We start from the raw sequence: 20,162 nt of genomic DNA, 5'->3' as shown, positions 1-20,162 counted from the left end.
TCGAGCGGGCCGGGTCGAGCTCGCCGGAGCCTGTATCGCCGAGCACATCGGTCTTAGCTCTCTCGCTCTCTAGAAGCACCAAGACCAGGATTAATATCTGGGAAGATAGGTTTATGGAGGAGACTATCAATCCCTGAGTCAAGGTGACTCAATGATACTCTCGTCCGGTGATTCCCTATGACGAAAACAATCAGTGATTTCGTCGAGCCGAGTGATGAGATCCAGGCAGAGGATGGGTCAATTAGTGCTGATGGGCTTCTAGACGAAGTTAGTTTGTATAACCTCTATGATGAGCGGGATTCGCCTGAGCAGGACGCTGAGCGGATTCTCGACATCACGTATCCAACTGAAACGCTGAAGGCTATCATCCAGAATGCGGTAAACAAACTCGATTCATCATCTGACCTCACCGAAGGAACGCACGTGATTGGTGGGGAGTTCGGGAGCGGGAAAAGTCACATTGAGCTTGTTGTCTACCATCTCTTGAATTCTCCCAAACTGGGGCAGAAATGGCTCAATAGTTGCGGTATTGATGTTACGCTCCCAGACGAAACGAGGACGGCTGCGCTTCAGATGTTCAATCTTGAACAAGAGTATGACAGATTATCTGAAGCAGTAGGGGACTACCTCGGAGTGGATGAGTGGGCAGACGATTCGGATCTGCCGACAGTTCACGATATTCGAGATACGCTTGACGGGAAGCCGACTGTAGTGTTGATTGATGAGTTTGAGCGATGGTTTGGGATGGCGAATCGGTCGGAGTACAAGGACGACAACCTCGCATTTCTACAAAATCTCCTTGAAGCGGCTGGTCGGGACGACACACAGCTGTGTGTGTTCGTGTCGTTGTTGTACGAGAGTGATGACGTGCAGGCGATTACGCAACGCACGAATCCGTTCACGTACGACTTGAGTTCACGGCGAGATGAGAAAATCGAGTTTATTCTGCACCGTCTTGTTGGGGAGCGCCTCGATGCGGAGGGAATCAGTGATCTGGCGCGAGAATACACGGATGTCTACCGGCAGAACGACCAGATTCAGCTGGACGACTATCACGATATGCAGCAGCGCATCGATGATTTCTACCCGTTCCATCCGGCGATGTTGACGTTGCTGATGGACAAATACTCCGAGCAGCGTATTTCCTCTGACGCTCGCGGACTACTGAAGTTCCTCACGGAGATACTGAAGGATAACTTTGAGTCGGTGAATTTGGTTCTGACTGGAGACGTTAACGTTCACAGCTATGTGAACCGATTTCAATATATTGACAGTGAGCTTGTTGGGAAATACACGAACGACTACTATCGGGTTCAGAATGCTGACGACTCGTTCGATGACCATGTTGAGGAACTGTTGAACATCACCCTGTTGTACAGTCTGGCTCGTGGTGGTGAATCTGGAGCAAACAAGCGCCAGATGTTGATGGGGTCGATGCGGAAAGAGATGAATGCCCACGAGATCATTCAAACGTTCCAAGAGAAAGTCTATGGAACGGCGTGGCATATTCATCGACTTAACGGGGAGTATGCCTTTGATACGGATGAGAATCCGACTGCTCGGATCAATAAGAAGGCCGAGGATATCCACAAACACGACGCGATTCATCGGATTGAGTCGCTGGTGAAAGACGACCTGTTCGACGGTCACAACAGCGTCTTTATTCTTGACCCAGTGAACACCGAGCGTGACATTCCAGATAATAAGAACCTGAAAATCGTTGTTTCGCTTGCTGCAAAGCGGAATTACGATGATGATTTCAAGATGCTCACGACGGAGGCTGAGCGAGAATGGAATAACACGTTGGTGTTGGTGACGCCGGAGAAGCGGTCAAGTATCGACTCGAACACGGGAATTATCGAGCTTGCTCGGAAGGTCGTGTCGGGTGAGCAATTGAAACGAGAGGAATCAACACTTCCTGCTGATTTTGACGATATTCACGAGCAGAACTTCCAGAATTTGCGTGACCGTGTGCGCGACAAGTTCGGAACGGTGCACACCTCGACAGACCGTGGGTTGTTCCCGCAGGATCTGTCGGTGAGTGGTAATGCGGACTTCTATTCTGCAACGCTTGAGGTGGTTCGTCCTGATAGTAGTCAGCTGCGTAATGAGGTGTCTGAGGCGGTTGAAAATGCAGGCGAGAGTGGGATTCAGTATCAGTACCTTCGGAATGATTTCTACCGCACGATGTCGTACACGACGCTTACTGAGGAGGGAGATCTTCAGGATGCCATCAAGTCGTTGTGTCGTGATGGGGAGATTCAGGTTGGGTCTTACTTCGAGGAGACTCCGCGGACGATCGGGAGTGATACCGAATTGGTGCACGAGTCGTTCATCGAAGAAGAAGAGGGTGAGGAGCCGAGGACGATTACGGCGGTCGGCACGAAAACGAAGAGTGTCAGTTCGGGTGTTACTAGCCAGTCGGCGTCTGAGTCGGGTTCGACCTCAGCAGTAGAGGAAGATGAATCGGGCAGCTCGGGTAGTGTTTCGCGGGAGGTGTCGGTATTTGAGTGCCCGCAGTGTGGTGAGGAGTTGTCGGGCTCTGAATGTGATAATTGTGGGTTCGAGGTTTCGGCTAGTGAGGTTGAAGATGGGAGCGTAACGGTTGAGGGAGCGTCTACGGAAGACTTGTTGACCCAGCTGGGCGATGAAACGGAAGGTGGTGAGGATAGTGGCCCGAACGTTCGTCCGCATCCGCCGATGGGAACGATGGCGGAGCGTACAATTCCGGACTTGATTGACCGGGTTGACCGTGAGATCAAGTTGGACTGGTCGATTCATTCGGTTGACCTTGTGGTGACTGGGTCGTTAGGTGGAGATGACGTGGGTCAGTTCGGGCTGAGTGAGGAGTATGCTGATTCGGTCGAGATTGATGAGACATTTAGTGTAGAGCCGGATGAGCCGATGCGGAAAACGGATTTAACGAATTTCTTGATGGATTTGGTTGTGCCGGAGAATGCATCAGTTGAGTTGTCGCTCAAGGTGGTGAAAGATGGCGAGTCGTGATGTGTTCACGGCGGATGAAGTGAGTGAGGTGATGTCTCGGGAGAACGTATTCGATGGTGCGTTCAAGTGTTTGCGTCGGATTTGGAGTGATCCGAAAGCGTTGGAGGCTCGTCAGTTGTCGAGTTCAGAGTACCGGGCTCGGCAGTTGGAGCGAGAGCTCGAGAAGCTCTATTCACCGCTTTATGACGATCTTATTGGTCAGATGGGCGGGCATCCGGTGGCGTCGGCTGAGTCGGGGTCGGTCGTGATTATGGATGCGTTGAGTTTGCGGGAAGGGTTCCAGTTGGAGCGTGAGTTCCAAGAGGAGACGGACTGGGAGGTTGAACTGGATTGGGCGCCGGTTGAGCGGTTGCCCAGTGAGACAAATTTCATCACGCAAGCGTGGTTCGATAGTCATGCTCCGTCAGCGGTGAACAGAGATGATTTCCGGTTTGTTGGGGATATGAATGTCCCGCAGCTACCGGGGACATCCCCGGAGTATGTGTGGACTCGATACCCTGATAAGCGGTTGGAGTCGGCAATGAAGGGTAATTACTCGACGGAGAATGTTTCGGATATTTACGCGGATGTGAAGGCGTTACTGGAGGAGATTATTACGGAGAGCGTTCACTCAGAGTTCTTGGTGTCGAGTGATCACGGATACATTAATCATCTCGGGAATAATCCGTATTCGCTGCGCGATGACCTTGAGGAAGGGTTGTCGGGGAAGTTCAGTGGGCGGTCGAGAGAGGTTGCGAATGGGTACGTGTATCAGCAGTTAGAAGAGGCAGGTGTGATCAAGCGAGCGAATGACCATTATATGGTGGCAGGGCATTACAGTTGGACGCAGCGAGGCGGTACAAAGCGTATTATGCACGGTGGGTTGAGTTTGCCTGAGTGCATGACTCCGGTTTTGCGGATTAACACGGAGACTGCTTAACGATGAGTGAGACACAACACGACGAGGAAGATTTGGAACTAGAAACGTGGGATAAATTACCGCTTGGGTTGATGGATAATCTCGCGGAGAGTGAAAAGTATCGCGTTGACGTGTATCGACCGATCTATTCGATGCATAAGTGGTGGGCTCGACGGCCTGGTTCGACATTCCGTATTCTGGGTCTTGCAGCGTTGACGGATAGCAATACGACGAAAGATGATATCCTTCGTATGAATACAATGGAGACGAAGTATGAGGGGAAGTATCTTGAGTCGTTGAAGGAGGATGTTAGTGGGAAGACAATTTTAGATCCGTTTGCTGGTGGCGGAACGACGTTGTTCGAGTTGAATCGGTTGGGTGCACAGACAGTTGGGTACGAGCTGAATCCTGTCGCGTGGTGGATTAACAAGAAGAACATCGACCAGGTTGATGTTGATTCACTCAAGCAGGCGAGAGATGCGTTGTTGAGTAGTGTTCGTGAGGATATTGGTGAATTATACACCACTACCGACCCGAAAACGGGGCAGAAGTGCGAGATACTGTACGCGTTCCAAACGCAGGTGTTGCCGTGTCTGACGTGTGACGAGGAAGTTCAGTTGATGAAGAGTCGAACGCTGGTTCGGAAGGGGAAGACGCATTCGGCGTTTGTTTGCTGTCCGAACCGGGAGTGTGACGACCGAATTATCGAGTTAGACCAGGAGATCCCGGATGAGCTCGACTGCCCGTGTTGCGGGACAGTATTTGATCCGTCGGATGGGAATACGACTCGCGCGAAATATACGTGCAGTAACGGTCACAAGCACGATATCAAGGAGACGCTTGACCGTTTAGATGCGAAACCGGAGTTTGAGTACTATGCGCTTCAGTATTCGGCTCCGGGGGGAGACCGACGCATCAAGAGTTTCGACGAGGAGGACGAACGGAAGGCGGAGAGAGCGAGAGAGTTGCTTGAAGAACGGTTCGATGAACTCCCGATTCCCACGCAGAAAATACCGAGTGGAGATAAGACGTCGCGTCTAACGGCACGAAATTATGAACAGTATCATGAGGTATTTTCTGACCGTCACTTACTGACGTACGGAACGCTGTTTCGGGAGGCGCAGAAGTTCGACGATGAGAACCTCGGTGAGTTCCTGATTACCGGGATTTCGAATGCGTTGAAGCGTGGGAGTTTGCTGATTCGATGGGACTACACCAACAACAAGGGAAGTAGTGTGTTCCCGAGGCAGTCGTACATCCCGCGAGCACAGCCTGTGGAGGGCAATCCGTTGAATACGGATGGGAATATTGTCGCGGTCGAGAACTTCCTCGACAACGTTGTGGAAGCTAAGGACTATTGTAACCGTCCATTTGAGAAGCTGAAAGAGGATGGGGATGTCAATAAGTACTTCATTCAAGATGAGTCGGTGAAGGAGTCGCGGCGGAAAGCCTTGAAGTGCAAAACATCTGAGCGTCTCGACCTTGATGACGAGAGTGTCGATTTCGTCATTACTGATCCGCCGTACTACGATAACGTTCAGTACAGCGAACTCTCTGGGTACTTTTACTCATGGCTTCACCATGTTCTCGGGGATGAGTACGAGGAATTTGAGCCTGAGCATGTTCCAAGTGCTCGGGAGATTGTTGCGAACTCCCGAACCGGGAAGGATGAGGACTTCTTTATCGAGAGTCTCACGAATGTGTTTAAGGAGTCCCACCGGGTGTTGAAGGACGATGGTGAGCTGATGTTCACCTATCACCACAATGAGAATGAAGCGTGGGGTGTGATCTTACAGGCACTCGTTGAGAGTGGGTTCACAATCACGGGTGCCTATCCTGTGCAGTCGGAAATGCCGAGTAGTATGACGATTTCCTCGCTTGAAAATGCGGAGTACGATATTGTGATTTTCGCGAACAAAGAGAGTGTGTCAGAGGAGACAACGTTGGATCAGCTTCGTCAGGATCTATTCTTCGAGTTACAGGATATGATTGAGGAGGAGCGTGAACGTCATCAGGAGCTCTCGACAGCGGATCTTGGTGTGATTCTTCGTGGGAAGTGTATGTTTTATTACTCGAAGCACTATCCAGAGGTGTACTCTGACGGTGAGCGGGTTGGTGTAAATGACGCTCTGGAGACGGTTGACGATGTTATTGAGCAGATATTGGAGGGGTCGGCGAATCTGCCAGCGAGTATCGATACTATTTCAGAATCCTACGCTGCGTTTGTAAAGCGTGGGGCCGAGGAGCACGACGACCTGAATAAGCACTTGATGGCGAAAAACCTGAACGTCTCCGACCTGGAGGATGAAGAGTTGATTGCGGGCGGGCGTGATGAGAAGCGCCCGGTGAGTGCAGAGGAGAGAGTGAATTTCATTGAGCAGAAATTGAATGGGATGAGTCCTGGTGAAGCAGATAACTTATTAGATATTGATAAGATACATTACCTACATCATTTGTTCGTCACTGATCAGAGTACGTCAGAGTACCTGAAGGAGTGGAAAACCGAGGACTTGGAAGATCTCGCTGATTTCATGGCCGACGTAACTGGTGATGACCGGTTCGAGAAGGTGATGGAATTGAACCTGGGACAGTTCTAAGAGGTGAAATGAATGTCAATACAACCTGGATTTAATGTGGTGACAGAGCCGGTTGCTGAGACAGGGTCGGAGTTGACGGTATTCGAGTTTTTCCGGGCACTAAAGCAGGATAAAGAGGTTGATGCGCCAGTTACGGTCACTCATCTTGATCGGTTGTTGGTCGATACGATAGCGGATGAACGTGATGAGGTGTTGGCGGAGTTGCGGGGTGTGTTGCGGCAGTCGCGGTCATTAGATTCGATGGATGCTGTTCAGTTTGTTATTGATGGACGGTTAGTTGAGGATGCATACTTTCGGATTCGTGTGGAGTATCGGGGAGACGCTGTGTATCTCGACGTTGGGGAATTATTTGTTGAGGAGCCGAAACGGTTGTCACCGACTCATGCTGTAGCACGAAAGTAGTGTCTTCAGATGATTGTCCATATATCGGCAGAGGACTTCGGAGCGAAGTCTCTCGACACATAGTATCAAATCTGTATTCGGAGATACCAATCTGAAGAGATCGATTTCTCCTCTGAATTGTGCGACGACATTCTTATTGACCGCATCAACATCTACATCAGCAGTCACGACCTCATACGACTCTCTGACAAAGGCCCGATACTCAGTGACGATCTCCTCGGCTTTCCCACGAATCTCTCTAACTCCCAGGTCAGTGAACTCCCAGAGTAACGCGAGCGTCTGCGTCGCCATGGACGTGAGATACGTCACGAACTCCTCTGGAGCTCGAAGCCCAGTTGACACAATCCCGTGAATTACGTAGTGAATCTCAGTTGTCACGACCCGGTGAAGCCCCTTCATCGCCGTATCAATTGAACCTAAGAACTCTTTAGCCGAGGAGTATACAGAATTATCCACTCGAACCTCCTAATCGGGAATACTGGAAAAACACCAATGGTGGGCAGATTCTCACCACTTTTGCGTGTGTATGAGACGATAGAGGCGTGTATAGAGGAGTTAGATCTTGAGTCAAACTGAAGGTCTGTCTCCGGTTGGGATAGAATTATGTCATGGGAATTAGTTTACTTGTTGTATGGCAAATGGCTGTGATTTTCTCACCAGTCCCTCCTTCGACACGCTCCAATCTGAGGTGTTTGAACGGGTTGCTGAACAAGCTAGCGACGACCCCGGCAGCATCCTCTATATCGAGAACAACGACCATCGAACGGATGAGGTCGCCGACGCGTGGGCCGAGAATTACGAACCGCTCCGACTTCGAGTAACCGATTTCAATACTGTCATCGGTGAATGCTACGAGCAAATTGCTGACCCGAGTTCTCTTCTGGATGCGTTGACCCGGCGCCGGTTAATCGACCGAGCGCTTCGAACTGTCGCTGACCGTGGTCTCTTGGACGATGCGCACCTCTACCGAGACCACTTCACCGATCTCATCACAGAACTGGAGGGAGAGGGCTACCACTCCCCTGAATCAGTTCGAACCCTCGTCGAGGACTCCCAGTTATCTTCTGGAACCGCTGATTTGGTCGCCAGCGTGTATGAGGAGTTCTACGAGCTCCGACGTGAAGGCGTCGGGGATGACGTGTATACCCTTAGTGAGGCGTACCGGACGGTCCTCGATAGCGGAGCTTCCCTTACGGAGATCTTCCCTCACGTCGACGTCGTCGTAATTTCTGGATTCTACGACCTGTCCCACCACGAGAAGGGTTTTCTTCAGCGACTAGCCACCGCGTTCCACGTCTGTATCTCGCTCCCTCTGGCCGATACGGAAACGCCGGCCGACGGCGCAAACCAGATTACTGCTGACGCGATGGAGACGTACCAGGCAATTGCTGGCCCACCGACCGCTGTCACTCCCGATTCTCCGAGTTCACTCATCGACGCTGCTGGTAAGCTCTATACGCCAACTCCAGGAGTTGACGAGGGCACGGCTCCTCCCGATCAGCTTCAATGGTACAGCGCCCCCACACCAGATCGAGAGGTTAGACAAGTTGCTCGAAGGGTGCGGAAACAGCTCGCGGACGGCGCCGACCCTAACGACATCCTAGTTGTCATTCCGGGTCTAATCTCGTATCAGGAGCAAGTCGCCGACGTATTCGAGGCCGCTGGTATCCAGTCGGTCGGGTTTGCAAACAAACTGCTGTATCAGACGTATGCTGGCCGGGCAATGCTCGATCTGGCTGATCTCTGTGTCGACGACCCACGCACAGATACAGTAGCCCGTCTCGCGACGAACCCGCTCGTGACTCTTGGAGGTGCCACCGACGACGTTGATCGGTCCGCTGTTGCTGACCTCGCCCGCCGCCTTCCGACAGTCGATACTGACCGACTTCTCGAGGAACTCGACGATGCCTCCGCTGAGGTGTTGGAGAACCTTTTCCAGGTCGCCGACGATGCTGAGGTCGCGGAGGCCGACGACGTCGTTGAGGCCGTGCGAACTGTGTTCGAAACCGTCGACCTCTCTGAAAACGTCGACTCTATCGAAGAAGATGCGGCGTCATTCGATGCCCGAATGGAAGTTGCGTCCTACAATCGAGTCGAGAGGGTGCTTGACGCCGTCGAATTCGTGGCTGAGCGCTTTGGGATGGACGAGCCAATCGAAGAGGTGGCCGATGCACTTGAGAAGGTGCGGGTCCCCCCACCGAGTCAATCTACACAGGAGGTCGTCGAGATAGTTGGTCCACGCGATGCCTACATGCAGTCCTATTCACACCTGTATTTCGTCGGGTTGACCGAGCAGGACTTCCCCGTCGAGAATGATCGACCGCTCTTTTTCGAGCGATTGTTCGACGACGTTCCTAACCTCTCGTTCACCGATGATCGAGCCGAGGCCCGTTACCAGTTTGCTACCTTGCTCTCAGGTGCGGAGAGCGTCTACATTACGACCCCCGAGACATCATTTGATGACGATGACCTGCTTGAGTCGTCGATTCTCGATGAACTCGCTCGAGTAACTGGCCTTGAGCCAACGCCTGATGATCTTGGGAATGCCGTTCCCGAAGACGTCCAGCGTGCCCTTCGTCATCACCGAGATAGGGAGGCACGGGAGGAAGCCGTTATGTACGCTGCTGACTCCGGAGTATTCTCGCGACAGCAGGCCGAGCGCGTCATGGCGGGTGCGAGGTGCGCTGAAAGTCGGGCTGACGCCGGACTAACCGCCCACGATGCACAGCTGGATCCCGAATTGGTCTCGGAGCTCCACGGTGAACGTGGGCCGTACAGCCCGACGCAGCTGAAAGATTACGCTCAGTGTGGGCACGCCTACTATATGAAACGGATACTGGGCATCGAAGCGCCCGACGAGTTCCATCTCGAGCCTCAGAAAGTCGACCTCGGGAGCCTCGTCCACGATATCTTCGAGGAGTTCTATTGCGGGCTCCAGGATGACCACGGTGATCCAGTTGACCTCAGTGAATATGACCGGGAATTGCTCGAAGAACAGCTGTTAGAGCAGACACGAGATAGCCTTGCGGACTCCGATATCGACTTCGACGACGTGTTCTATAAACGGTGGCTGGAGCAGCTCCTTGCTGGGCTCGCGACGCCCGACGTTAACGAGTACTTCGGTGACGGGCAACCTCATCAGGGAATCGATCGGGGGCTCTTCGTCCGGTTCCTTGATGCGGAGCACGACGAAAACGATGATGTTCCGGCATGGTTTGAGGTGCCGATGGACTTCTCCGATTCAGAAGAGGGCGAAATCACAGTGACGACACCGGATGGAAGAGAGATATCCGTCGGTGGATTCATCGACCGCGTGAGTCTTCGCGAACAGGACGATGGTACTATCGAAGGATTAGTTCACGACTACAAGACGAGCGATCCAGAAACCATTCAGACAATCGACGGTATCGAATTTCAGCTTCCGCTCTATACACTTGCCACACGAGCTGAACTAGCAGCCCGATACGAGGATACACTTGCCGATGTGGACGGGGAATTCTATGTAACGGAGCCCCCGACAGAGATTACTCGGAAGTGGAGTCTTCGATACTACCTTGAACGGAACGATGGAACCGACGAGGACTACGAGCGGTTCCTCACAGAAACCGTCCCATCGCGGGTTGGCGAGATAGCTGAAGGTATCGAGAATGGTGCCTTCCAAACGACCACGCTTTCGCCGAAAGAAGCCGGCTGTCGCTACTGTGACTATCGAGACATCTGCGATGTTCGACACCACCAACGTCAAGAGATAATCCAAGAGATGGACCGCTCCGGTTCGTCCGGTTATATCCCACAGAGGGCGCGAGATGGGTCCTTCCTGGATACGCTCGGGGGTGCGGACGAATGACGGGGATCGACGATACGTCGGCGTCGACGGACGACGAAGATGAGGAGGAGCTCTCCCCAACAACTGAACAGGAGGAGGCTCTGGAACTCGATCAGAATATCGCGATTACCGCTGGGGCAGGGACTGGAAAGACTACGACCTTGACTCTCCGTTACCTCGAGATGCTCGAGTCCGATCCCGACATCGGGCCCGAGAACATCGCGACGATCACTTTTACGAACGATGCCGCGAATGAGATGCAGGAGCGTATCCGGGAAGAAGTAGCTGAGCGTCTCAGTGCGGCCCCGGAATCTGACGAGTACGACTACAGTCGATGGCGCAGCATCAAGGACGAATTAGAAAACGGATATATTCACACCATCCACGGGTTCTGTTCTCGACTGCTCCGTGAGTACGTCGTTGAAGCCCCGGTGCAACCCGAGTTTGACACGCTGGACGAGGCTGATGCCAAGGTGTTGATGCAGGAGGTGGTCCGGAAGACTATCGACGCCCGTTGGGAGGCGAATGAGGACATTCGTCGTCTTGCTCGTCTCTGGAGTCGGGATTCGCTCGAACAGGTCCTCGTCGGTCTGCTTGAGAGCCGGCCGAGGAGTACCGAATGGGCGACTCGTTGGGAGGGGTCGACGATAGATGAATACCTCGATCACATCTGGTCGACCTTCTATCCAATAGACAGGGGTACTGCGGAAGAACTACTCAAAGAAGAATCCGTACAGGAGGCTATCCATACGATCTGCGGACTTCACGATGAAGAGTTCGAGATTGATCCTGACGACAAGGGAATGCAGTTTATGAAGGATGTGACTCGTGTGGTGCGAGACACGAGTGTTCATACCAATGATGCTGACGGATACCATTGGCAACGGGCACTCGACTCTCTCTGCGATCACCTGACTTCTAACAGTGGTGAACGATACACTGGACGACAACGGTTCCGCTACAGAGGATCCAAGAGCAATTGGAGCGCTCACGAGGAAGAGCAAGAGCAGCTTGATGCTGCTGTCTCCGCTCTACTTGATGGCCTCAACCCCGAGGAGAGGGACTTCATCGGCGGTCTCGATACCGAGTGGAACAGTAGTCATTACGTCCTGAGCCTTGCTCGGCTCTACTCCACCGTTCTGGACGAATATACACAGACGAAATCGGAACAGAATGCTCTCGACTATCACGACCTCATCCAGACCTGCATCGACTTCTTGAACGCGGACGACCGTCTCTGCGAGCAAGTTCAGTCACAGTTCGAGTACGTTATGGTCGACGAGATGCAGGATACTGACCAGCTCCAGTGGGAGTTAATCAAACTATTGACTGCCGGTGACACCGATGATTTTGATGCTCAGAACGTCTTCCTGGTCGGCGACGAGAAGCAGAGCATCTACCGATTCCGCGGCGCCGATGTGACCACCTTCGGTTCAGCTCGTGAGGACCTCGCTGCGGCTAACCCGGACGATGTCGAGACCACCAAGCAGCTCAGAGGCAATTTCCGCACAATTCAGGAGACGCGAGAGTTCCTGAACGCGCTCTTCGACGAGGTATTCGAGCCGATGGACGACGAGTACCGCGACTACGAAGCCAAGCCTCAGGCACTTACGGATGAACGCCGGCAGGGACGTGATGTCACCGGATCGGTCGAGTACCTGCTCGTGCCTGACGATGACGTCCCGGAACTCCACGGTACCGATTACTTGAATCAAACTCCTCGATTCGCTGGGCACGGCGAACGAGAATCTCACGCGCTTGCCAGCCGTCTCACCTCGTTACTGGACGATCCTCCGGAAGTCTACGATGACGACGAGGAATGCCTTCGACCTGCGAAACCCGAAGACATCACCATCCTGTTGCGCGCTCGCACCCGGCTCAAGGAGCACGAACGAGCGCTGGATGCATACGGAATTCCGTATACTGTCGTGTCGGGTACTGGGTTCTGGGACGCCCCCGAGATCACAGCCTTGGTCAATCTGTTCACGTTCTTCGAGAACCCGGACGACGACATCGCTCTCTACGGTGTCCTCCGGTCGCCACTGTTTGGTTTCCCCGATGAGGATCTCGCCCGACTCCACTCCGAGGATCAGCCACTCTGGACTGCTCTCCAGACAGCTGAGGATGATCTCGGCGACGCTGCCCGTCTCCTAGACGAGTGGCGGCAGATCGCTGCTGTCAACGACGATGTAACGGCTGACACGACTGTTCCGTGGGGAACGTTGCTTTCCCGGATTATCGACGATACCGGATATATCGCCAGTGTCGGGGCAGATGAACGCCCGCGACAGGCGGCAGTGAATATCAACAAGTTCCGCGAACAGGTTCGCGCCTGGGAGGAGGGTGGCGTCAAGACGGTCTCGGAACTCCTCACCCGAATCGACCGTCGGAAGGAAATCGAATCCCACGCTGACGAAGCGACTATTCCGGAAGATGCCGACGGCGTCCAGATTCGAACAATCCACTCGGCGAAGGGGCTTGAGTTCCCTATCGTCGCAATTCCAGAAGTGGGCACCGAGTTCAACTTTCAGGGGGATGTCGACGAATACGGGAAAGTCTACCTCGACGAGCTTGACGTCGGGGATGGCGAGTCAGAACCCGTGCTCGGTCTGAAAGCTCCGTCAGCCGACGATCCCTATGAACACCAGAACACGCTCGCTCGGACGCGGCTTCAGGAGGAGGTCCGAATGCAGGAACGAGCCGAACTGAAGCGTCTCCTCTACGTCGCAGCGACGCGGGCCCGGGACCACCTGCTCTTCAGCGGCGTTCATTCTACCGACGCTGATGAGGAGGATGGCTTGGGGTTAGGTGACCCGAATGACGCCGCGGATGCGCGATACTGGCGTGATTGGCTCCGACCGATTCTCTTGGAAGACGAGGACGGTGATGCAGGACATATCTTGAGACAGCTCTCCGTCGGAGCAGAGCATACGACCACTATCCGTGGGAGCGAATACACAGTTCGAATTCCAACCGCTCCTGTTCACGATTGGGACGCGTCAGCGGCAACTGAGCGCGACTACCCCCAGATCGACATTCCTGCTCCAGAACTGTCCACTCCCCCGACGTCGATCACGGCCACGAATTTTGCGAAAGCACTCTCTCCGGATGATACAGCCATCTACACTGACGAACTCGAGGAGGACGCCGCGAGCCTCGAAACGGATGGCCTTCAGGCCAACCATCTGGGAACGATCGTCCACAAACTCTGTGAGCTACGACCTGCTCGAGACCGGTGGCGCTCCATCGCGGCTCGGCTGGGTTCTACTTTGGATGATACGGTGACTGAAGGGGATTTGGATCGGATCGAAGAGTATACTGAGCGCTGCCTACAGTTCCGTGACGGCGTCGCCGACGACGAGTTGCCGACAACCATCCACGAGGAACTCTCGGTTGTGACGCGATTGGAAGCCGGCCGAATCGTCGGCGATATCGACCTGCTTCTGGTCACTCCAGACAGCTACCACGTTATCGACTACAAGACGAACGATACCTCTCAACGGTCGGTCGACGACCTCGCAGAGAAGTACTGGCCACAACTCGAAGTGTATGCAGCTGCCCTCTACCAGAACGACGATTCCCGAATCGTTCACACCACGCTGTACTTTGCCGACGCTGATGAGCATCGGACCACGACCCACGATATGCTTTCGTTGGATATTCTTGGTGATGACCTGAACACACAACTTGAGGAGTTAACGCAGTCCGACGGCGCCGCAGTCCGAGGAGAATCGAGCAATTTCTGAGCTATTCTAGGCTCACCAACGCAATTCCTGCTCTGGAACTCCTCTACCCCCAATTCCTATTCTCAACCCTCGGAATTTAAAGCGAAAACTTATATCACTCGACAAGGCGTAAACACGTAATAGCGTATGACTCGATGGCGAGCGAAGCGCCGGTACGAGGCAAACCGGCGGTTCGGCGAGCGTGCAGATGAGGCGCTCGTAGCCATCTCTATCCTCAAAGCTAAGCGTGACGGCATCGATCTCGAGCAGAGTGAGGACGACTTGCGAGCGAAACTTGAATCAGGCCACCACCTACTTGAGCAAATTCGCGACGCGCTCGATGAAGATCCGAACGCTGACCCGTATGAATTGGCCATCGCTGAGCAGATGCAGGAGAACGCGATTACTGCACGCTCCCGGTTGGTCGGCGATTTCGATGACCTGATTGAGGTCATGGAAGCCGTTGAAGAGACCCTCACCTATCAACAGGGTCTTGATGACGTCCGTGAAAAGTTGAAGGAGATCTCGGAGACTGCGAACCGCACATCTCGAGATAGTATCAATCGTATGCGGGGTACTCTTGCCGACGGAACTCGCTGAGTCCCAAGTTGCGTTTCTTCGGGGCAAATTCCAGGCCGCCCGCGAGGTCTTGGATTCTCTCGATACTCGGATTCCTGTGACAGATTCGATTTACAGCTCCGTGGAGGATGGATTCGATAATATCGAGGAAACGCGTTTTCTCTACGAGCGAGCGTACGACCAGGAACCGGATGCAGAAGCGACTCACGAACTGTATGAGGAGTATCTAGGAGCCATCGATACTGTTGCCCTAGAGCTCCAAGTTCTGGAGACGGAACTTGTTTACTTAGATCTACATCAGTATCAACGCAATTCGGCTACATCTGGCCGGCTTGACCATGCATCGTCGATCTCATCTGAGCTCGAGGATGTATTTGGAATCGATATTACAGTCCTCCCGGTGATCTGGAATGGATTTGCGATCGATCCTCTCGATGAGAATATTCCTGCGACTGGTGATCTGAGCCAAATTTACGCGCTCATTCTCCCTAGAACCCAGAGTGACCCAGAGGTCTATGCCCCGATATTCGCCCATGAAATCGCGCATGCGGTCTTGGACCGACACGACGAACTAAGGACGGACTTCAATAATGCCGTAAGAGAAATCCAGGGACGAACCCGGCAAGAGATTGATGATGAGGCTCAGTTTGCACGGTCGTGGCGGGCTTGGTTTGAGGAACTGTTTTGTGATGTCTGTGGAGTATTAACTTTCGGGCCGTCTTATCTCGCTTCGCTTGTTAGTCACCTTCATCATTCCAATCCGTATTATATTGAGGAGGATCCAGATGGAGACCTCCATCCACCACCTGCACTTCGATTCGATCTTGTGATGGATCTCTCTGACGAGTACTTCCCGAATCTTCTGAACGGGATTCGAGATGACCGTATCGCGTTCGAGCGCCACCTCGATGCACTAGAACACAGTCGACCGCGAATCTACGACACCTACGACTACGGTGAGCTCAGGACGTTCATCACCCAAGAAGTCCCGCTATCGGTCGATCATGATCTCGAGGCACTCGTCGACGACATCACAGCGGGTGTGACTCCCGATGACCAGCCGGAGCGGTCTCACCGGTTAGCCGCAAACCAATATTGGTTGGACACCTATCCACCTTAGAATGGCGGATAGGTGAGGCGTGAGACACGGTCGTGACTGAGACGACTATTCATTCTCCGAGTGAGGTACACCGTCAGAGGATCCTTGATCCCCTTAGAAGGTGCGCCCCAGTTCAGTTCCGAAAGGAAGAACACATCCCGTCCGACTGAGTAAATGTCGAAGTCTCCCTCCTCAACGGAAATATCACAGAGAATCGGCTGCGGGGTCCCCTCGCCCAGTCGGGGGGCATCGGTCGTGACAATCAAAACGGTCTCGTCATCCAGCTGAGCATACGAACCCATATCCGGCATTCCGTCATCGTCGTAGATTCGATATGTGGGGGAGTGTTGGACATCGACGCCCACCCATTCGAATGACTCAGTCACGTAGTCATGTGATTTCAGGTGCTCTACTCCCTCTTTGAGGCCTGAAATCTCATCATCGCCGAGATATCCGTTTCGGTGAATTGTGAGGGAACCCAGTTGATCGAACCCAGAGCGAGGATTGCTGACCGCACCCTGAACGGCCCGAATCAGAATCTGCTTCGCCAAACCCTGATCCGTCACTGTACTTCGGCCGGTCGGATTCGGCTCCTCTGTTTGATAGAGAATCTGGTTGTCAGTGCCTGAGACTACTACTCCACTAGCAACGGTTCGGTCACGACCTGTCACACTGAGTCCGAGGTAGGCATCTGTATCGAGCTGATTCTCGATGCTGAACGGAATCACGCCTAGCTTTACGCCTAACCCGACTGCCGTGTTCGAAATGACATCGTCCTCGTTCCCTGACCGCTGGGCGCCACGCAGCTTCGTTGCGGTTAACGATTGGAGTGGCTTCCCGTCCAGTATCTCGATCAGTTTGTGGTAGACGTCTTCGTCGTATTGGGGTAGATAGCCAAAGCCGGCGTCGACGTCTTCAAGAGAACGCTGCCATTCTTCGACCTCTCGCGGGTCCTCGTAGTTGACTCTTCCAGGCCGCTCTGAGAGGATGAGTCCAAGGTGTTCCTCAACATATTCTCGCACCTGCTGATAGGCGCTGAGCGCTTCGTCTTCCGTCCCCTCTGAGAAGAGGACAGCCACACTGAAATCCTGGTCAAACGTGCGTCGAGGGCCGACTTCCTCGAGATACCCCTGCTTTGCTGGGTTCCAGTATTCTTGGGTGAGCTCACTGCCGTCAAAGCTGATGTTCGGTCGCCCAATCGCCATTTCGGTTGAAGGGTCGTCGCCAAACGTCAGCACCGGATAACCGTAAGCGCTGATCCCGTCGCGTACCGATGATGGGCTAATGTCGGTCTGGATAGAGCCGATACTGATGTCCCCGATCAGTTCACGGAAGTCTTCGACTCTTTGCCATCGCTCCTGAGGCCCGAAGGTTGCCCGTTGGCTGATTTCGTCCGGGCGATCCTCAGACGGTGCAAACAGGAGTAACGACGGAGCAGCTGGATACCAATCACTATTCCCGTACTGGATTTTGACGGTTGGTTCAGATGGATCTATGCTGTCAGTATATCGCTTCCCATGCCGGCTCTCGATCTCATCTAGTGTCTCGTTGTCGAACTGGCCGGGTGGAATCTCGGAGACTGTCGTGTTCTCAAAGACTCCCGTGACAGTGCAAGAAGACCGATCCGAGGTTTGGTAAATGAATGTACGCCCGACGAGTTCGTCGTTGACTCGATCTATTCCCCAGTCGGGGTCATCTAGATAGTCTGCTAGCGTCCGTGATCCGAATACACCTAACGTCGGATCTAATGTGATGAGAGGCCGGTCGTGATGACTAATTCGTACTTCGAGGCCGGGGTGGACGTCGTATCCTTCGATACGCGCTTCTCGGTCCTCATGATAGAACGTGTTCCTCGTAGAGTCGTACCAGTAATCGTCCGCTTCGAGATCATCTTTCAGTTCCTCGATTATCGCTTCCTGTAGAACCTTGAAATCGCTCCACACAGAGAAATCGAGTTCGGATTCATGTGCGAATTCTAGCTCCGCTCCGTCCGCAGATTGAATCGTTCCGTAATCTCGCTCGGCGCCGATTACTGCGATATAATGGCGACCGCCTTGGTTGTACCAACGTGCCCTCCCACCTACATTCCTTTCGAGGATTGTGGCGTGGGCATTGAGGAGAGGGTAGTTATCGTTGGGCTGGGGATCGATATCATAGAGGTCCGCAGTTACTGACGGCACGTCGATCTCAAACGAATTGATGAACCGACCCATTGTCTTCTATTCCCTGTTGACAGGATATAATACCCCGCGGTTCTCTCCCTAAGTTGCCAGAGATTTATGTTAGAATTCAAGCGGACCATAGCACGAAGTGGTTCTGTTAAAACCCCATCCTTCAGAAATATTCTCGCCTGAAACAGGCGGTCGCTGAAGAGTGCGTACCTATAACACTCCCCCCTATCAGTAGCCAGGCTTTTTAAACAAAGCCAAGAGGCCTCGCAGTACGATAAGTTCAAACCGATTTTGACGCCTTCTGAGGGGTCTCCGTATTGTTGAGTGATCGGCGAATATAGTGATCCCAAAGTGGTTGAAGCTCGAAATCCACGAACAAGTCCTCGCGTAGTTCTGGGTCAAGCTGTGATAGAAGGCGTTTGAACTCGTTTTCCTCGTAATGGGTCGGCTTCCGAATGTTCGGTGAATTATTCTCTGTTAATCGACTGAACCGCAGAGACTCCCTATCATGCAGGCGAAGCTCTGGATAGTTCCCATTCCTGTCCTCAATCTCGGCAACTACACGACGGTGACTGCCCTTGAACTCACTCTGTTTTTCTGAAGGACCGTATCCTCCGTTCTCAGCCCACTCGATAAGAGGATCAAGTGATGGCTCAAGATCTCCGTCGCTGTTCTCCACCCCTACGAAGGCCTGGCGGCGGGTGTCCTCCTCTATCTGTCTGAATAGGCGTTGAAAATCCTCTGCTGAGAACCAGGCCGAGTAGTTTAGTTCGAAGTCTTCGTCCGCCGTCTCTCTATACCAAGAGAGGAACCGGAGGGCGTAGGGATTCCCATCCTGGCCTGCCTCGTAACGAATCAGAATTTGATTCACCTGTGTTGAGTTTCCGCTGTCATCGTAGTGGGTAGACTCAGCTACGACACCATCCATTTCCTCGTTCTTCAGAAACTCAGTATATTGCTTGATGAGAAAATCGTCCACGGTATCTCCTGCCTCAAAATCTTTGAACATGCCGTGAATTGCAGCCCATTCAGCAGTGGTAAAATCAGAGGCATCGAAGTGTTTCTTGTACCGGCTTAGTTGCTCAGCACTAAGCGTATCCGTACCAGTCTTAGCCTCAATGATAACAGAGAAAACTTTCTCACCGTCTTGGTTTACTACAGTGATTTGGCCGTCTGCCCGGCTATCTTTGTCATCGTCTTCTACTTCGTCAAGTTCGGTACGGTAATTCGATAACCCGACTACGTAGGCGTCATCGTACTCGGGATTTTCATTGGGTTTGACCTCGACATCATACTCGTATCGCGTGATCTGTTCCCCTTGTTCTATCCAAGACACAGGTAGAAGATCTTTGAGGAAAGATTCAGTAATCGTGTTGTCCACTCGATTGAGTACGGTGATAAGATTCTTAACCACGTTTTGCTCGTACTGGGCATCGCTCTCGTAGCGGGGTTGGAAGTAGATATTTTTAGTTCGAGAGTTCATATTGGCAAGAATCTTACCAGTGGTATAATTAACTTTTGAAGGAGGAGCTTTGTTGAAATACTCACAAAGAGACATACTGACTTCCTCGGATTAGTATAGTAACTGTATTGACCGAATCAAACGACTCTGGTTCTCGGTTTGTAGCGTGGTGTATGCGCGCTCTGTATCTCGCACGCCGATCCTATCAGTTCTTAAGGATTTCAACAGAGCCATATAATCCCCAACGAGGGTCTTGGGCTCGATCAGTTGTTGGAGTATCTCAACAGCCCGCAAGTTCGCGTCTGGCCCGAGGCGAACCGTCAGAAGCTTTGAACGGGTATCTCCGGTTACAGAGTCGCGTTTTGCCCGACCTGCCGGTGCCAGCGGATTTGGCCGA

The 20,162-nt window shown here is 53.0% G+C and carries 11 protein-coding genes; 8 read left to right on the top strand and 3 right to left on the bottom strand.

Features of this window, described 5'->3' with window-relative positions:
- The first annotated feature begins 177 nt into the window (after window positions 1–177).
- From ABDZ89_RS07795 to ABDZ89_RS07780, 4 genes are read left to right on the top strand one after another with little or no spacing between them, the layout of a single operon-like run.
- Entirely contained in the window at window positions 178–3,006 is a 2,829-nt protein-coding gene (locus ABDZ89_RS07795) for a DUF499 family protein (RefSeq protein ID WP_343778020.1), read from the top strand.
- Window positions 2,993–3,925: a hypothetical protein gene (locus tag ABDZ89_RS07790; RefSeq protein WP_343778019.1), complete on the top strand. Its 933-nt coding sequence runs from the start codon at window positions 2,993–2,995 to the stop codon at window positions 3,923–3,925. Before ABDZ89_RS07795 ends, ABDZ89_RS07790 begins: the two co-directional genes overlap by 14 nt.
- 2 nt (window positions 3,926–3,927) lie before the next feature.
- Window positions 3,928–6,501, top strand: coding sequence for a DUF1156 domain-containing protein (locus ABDZ89_RS07785; RefSeq protein ID WP_343778018.1), 2,574 nt, complete (start codon window positions 3,928–3,930; stop codon window positions 6,499–6,501).
- Between the two features lie 12 nt (window positions 6,502–6,513).
- Complete coding sequence (locus tag ABDZ89_RS07780; protein ID WP_338756452.1) at window positions 6,514–6,903, top strand: DUF8076 family protein; 390 nt, start codon at window positions 6,514–6,516, stop codon at window positions 6,901–6,903.
- On the opposite strand, the gene ABDZ89_RS07775 is transcribed toward ABDZ89_RS07780, so the two are convergent.
- The gene (locus ABDZ89_RS07775; protein ID WP_343778017.1) at window positions 6,874–7,359 is read right to left on the bottom strand and encodes a hypothetical protein; all 486 of its coding nucleotides are present in this window, start codon (window positions 7,357–7,359) and stop codon (window positions 6,874–6,876) included. The genes ABDZ89_RS07780 and ABDZ89_RS07775 overlap by 30 nt on opposite strands.
- A 175-nt stretch (window positions 7,360–7,534) precedes the next feature.
- Between ABDZ89_RS07775 and ABDZ89_RS07770 the strand changes: the two genes are divergently transcribed.
- From ABDZ89_RS07770 to ABDZ89_RS07755, 4 genes are all read left to right on the top strand, one after another.
- A complete protein-coding gene (locus ABDZ89_RS07770; protein WP_343778015.1) occupies window positions 7,535–10,750 on the top strand; it encodes a PD-(D/E)XK nuclease family protein in 3,216 nt (1,071 codons plus the stop codon).
- A complete protein-coding gene (locus tag ABDZ89_RS07765) occupies window positions 10,747–14,475 on the top strand; it encodes a UvrD-helicase domain-containing protein (RefSeq protein ID WP_343778013.1) in 3,729 nt (1,242 codons plus the stop codon). The genes ABDZ89_RS07770 and ABDZ89_RS07765 overlap by 4 nt, the downstream gene beginning before the upstream one ends.
- 126 nt (window positions 14,476–14,601) lie before the next feature.
- Entirely contained in the window at window positions 14,602–15,054 is a 453-nt protein-coding gene (locus ABDZ89_RS07760; RefSeq protein ID WP_343778011.1) for a hypothetical protein, read from the top strand.
- A 76-nt stretch (window positions 15,055–15,130) separates the two neighbouring features.
- Entirely contained in the window at window positions 15,131–16,153 is a 1,023-nt protein-coding gene (locus ABDZ89_RS07755; protein WP_343778010.1) for a hypothetical protein, read from the top strand.
- On the opposite strand, the gene ABDZ89_RS07750 is transcribed toward ABDZ89_RS07755, so the two are convergent.
- Window positions 16,150–18,345, bottom strand: coding sequence for an argonaute/piwi family protein (locus ABDZ89_RS07750; RefSeq protein WP_343778008.1), 2,196 nt, complete (start codon window positions 18,343–18,345; stop codon window positions 16,150–16,152). The genes ABDZ89_RS07755 and ABDZ89_RS07750 overlap by 4 nt on opposite strands.
- 238 nt (window positions 18,346–18,583) lie before the next feature.
- Window positions 18,584–19,861 (bottom strand): hypothetical protein, encoded by a 1,278-nt coding sequence (locus ABDZ89_RS07745; RefSeq protein ID WP_343778006.1) that lies wholly within the window; start codon window positions 19,859–19,861, stop codon window positions 18,584–18,586.
- Between the last annotated feature and the right edge of the window lie 301 nt (window positions 19,862–20,162).

Origin of the sequence: Halorubrum ejinorense, from assembly GCF_039522565.1 — an archaeon.
In the GTDB taxonomy this organism is placed as follows: Archaea; Halobacteriota; Halobacteria; order Halobacteriales; family Haloferacaceae; genus Halorubrum; species Halorubrum ejinorense.
Note: the sequence above shows the minus strand (reverse complement) of the source record. Positions and strands in the feature narration are given on the sequence as shown.

What these genes read in the sequence shown, in the direction of transcription:
- ABDZ89_RS07795 (WP_343778020.1), top strand. Translation starts at nt 178, where the DNA reads ATGACGAAAACAATCAGTGATTTCGTCGAGCCGAGTGATGAGATCCAG.
- ABDZ89_RS07790 (WP_343778019.1), top strand. Translation starts at nt 2,993, where the DNA reads ATGGCGAGTCGTGATGTGTTCACGGCGGATGAAGTGAGTGAGGTGATG.
- ABDZ89_RS07785 (WP_343778018.1), top strand. Translation starts at nt 3,928, where the DNA reads ATGAGTGAGACACAACACGACGAGGAAGATTTGGAACTAGAAACGTGG.
- ABDZ89_RS07780 (WP_338756452.1), top strand. Translation starts at nt 6,514, where the DNA reads ATGTCAATACAACCTGGATTTAATGTGGTGACAGAGCCGGTTGCTGAG.
- ABDZ89_RS07770 (WP_343778015.1), top strand. Translation starts at nt 7,535, where the DNA reads ATGGCAAATGGCTGTGATTTTCTCACCAGTCCCTCCTTCGACACGCTC.
- ABDZ89_RS07765 (WP_343778013.1), top strand. Translation starts at nt 10,747, where the DNA reads ATGACGGGGATCGACGATACGTCGGCGTCGACGGACGACGAAGATGAG.
- ABDZ89_RS07760 (WP_343778011.1), top strand. Translation starts at nt 14,602, where the DNA reads ATGACTCGATGGCGAGCGAAGCGCCGGTACGAGGCAAACCGGCGGTTC.
- ABDZ89_RS07750 (WP_343778008.1), bottom strand. Translation starts at nt 18,345, where the DNA reads ATGGGTCGGTTCATCAATTCGTTTGAGATCGACGTGCCGTCAGTAACT.
- ABDZ89_RS07745 (WP_343778006.1), bottom strand. Translation starts at nt 19,861, where the DNA reads ATGTCTCTTTGTGAGTATTTCAACAAAGCTCCTCCTTCAAAAGTTAAT.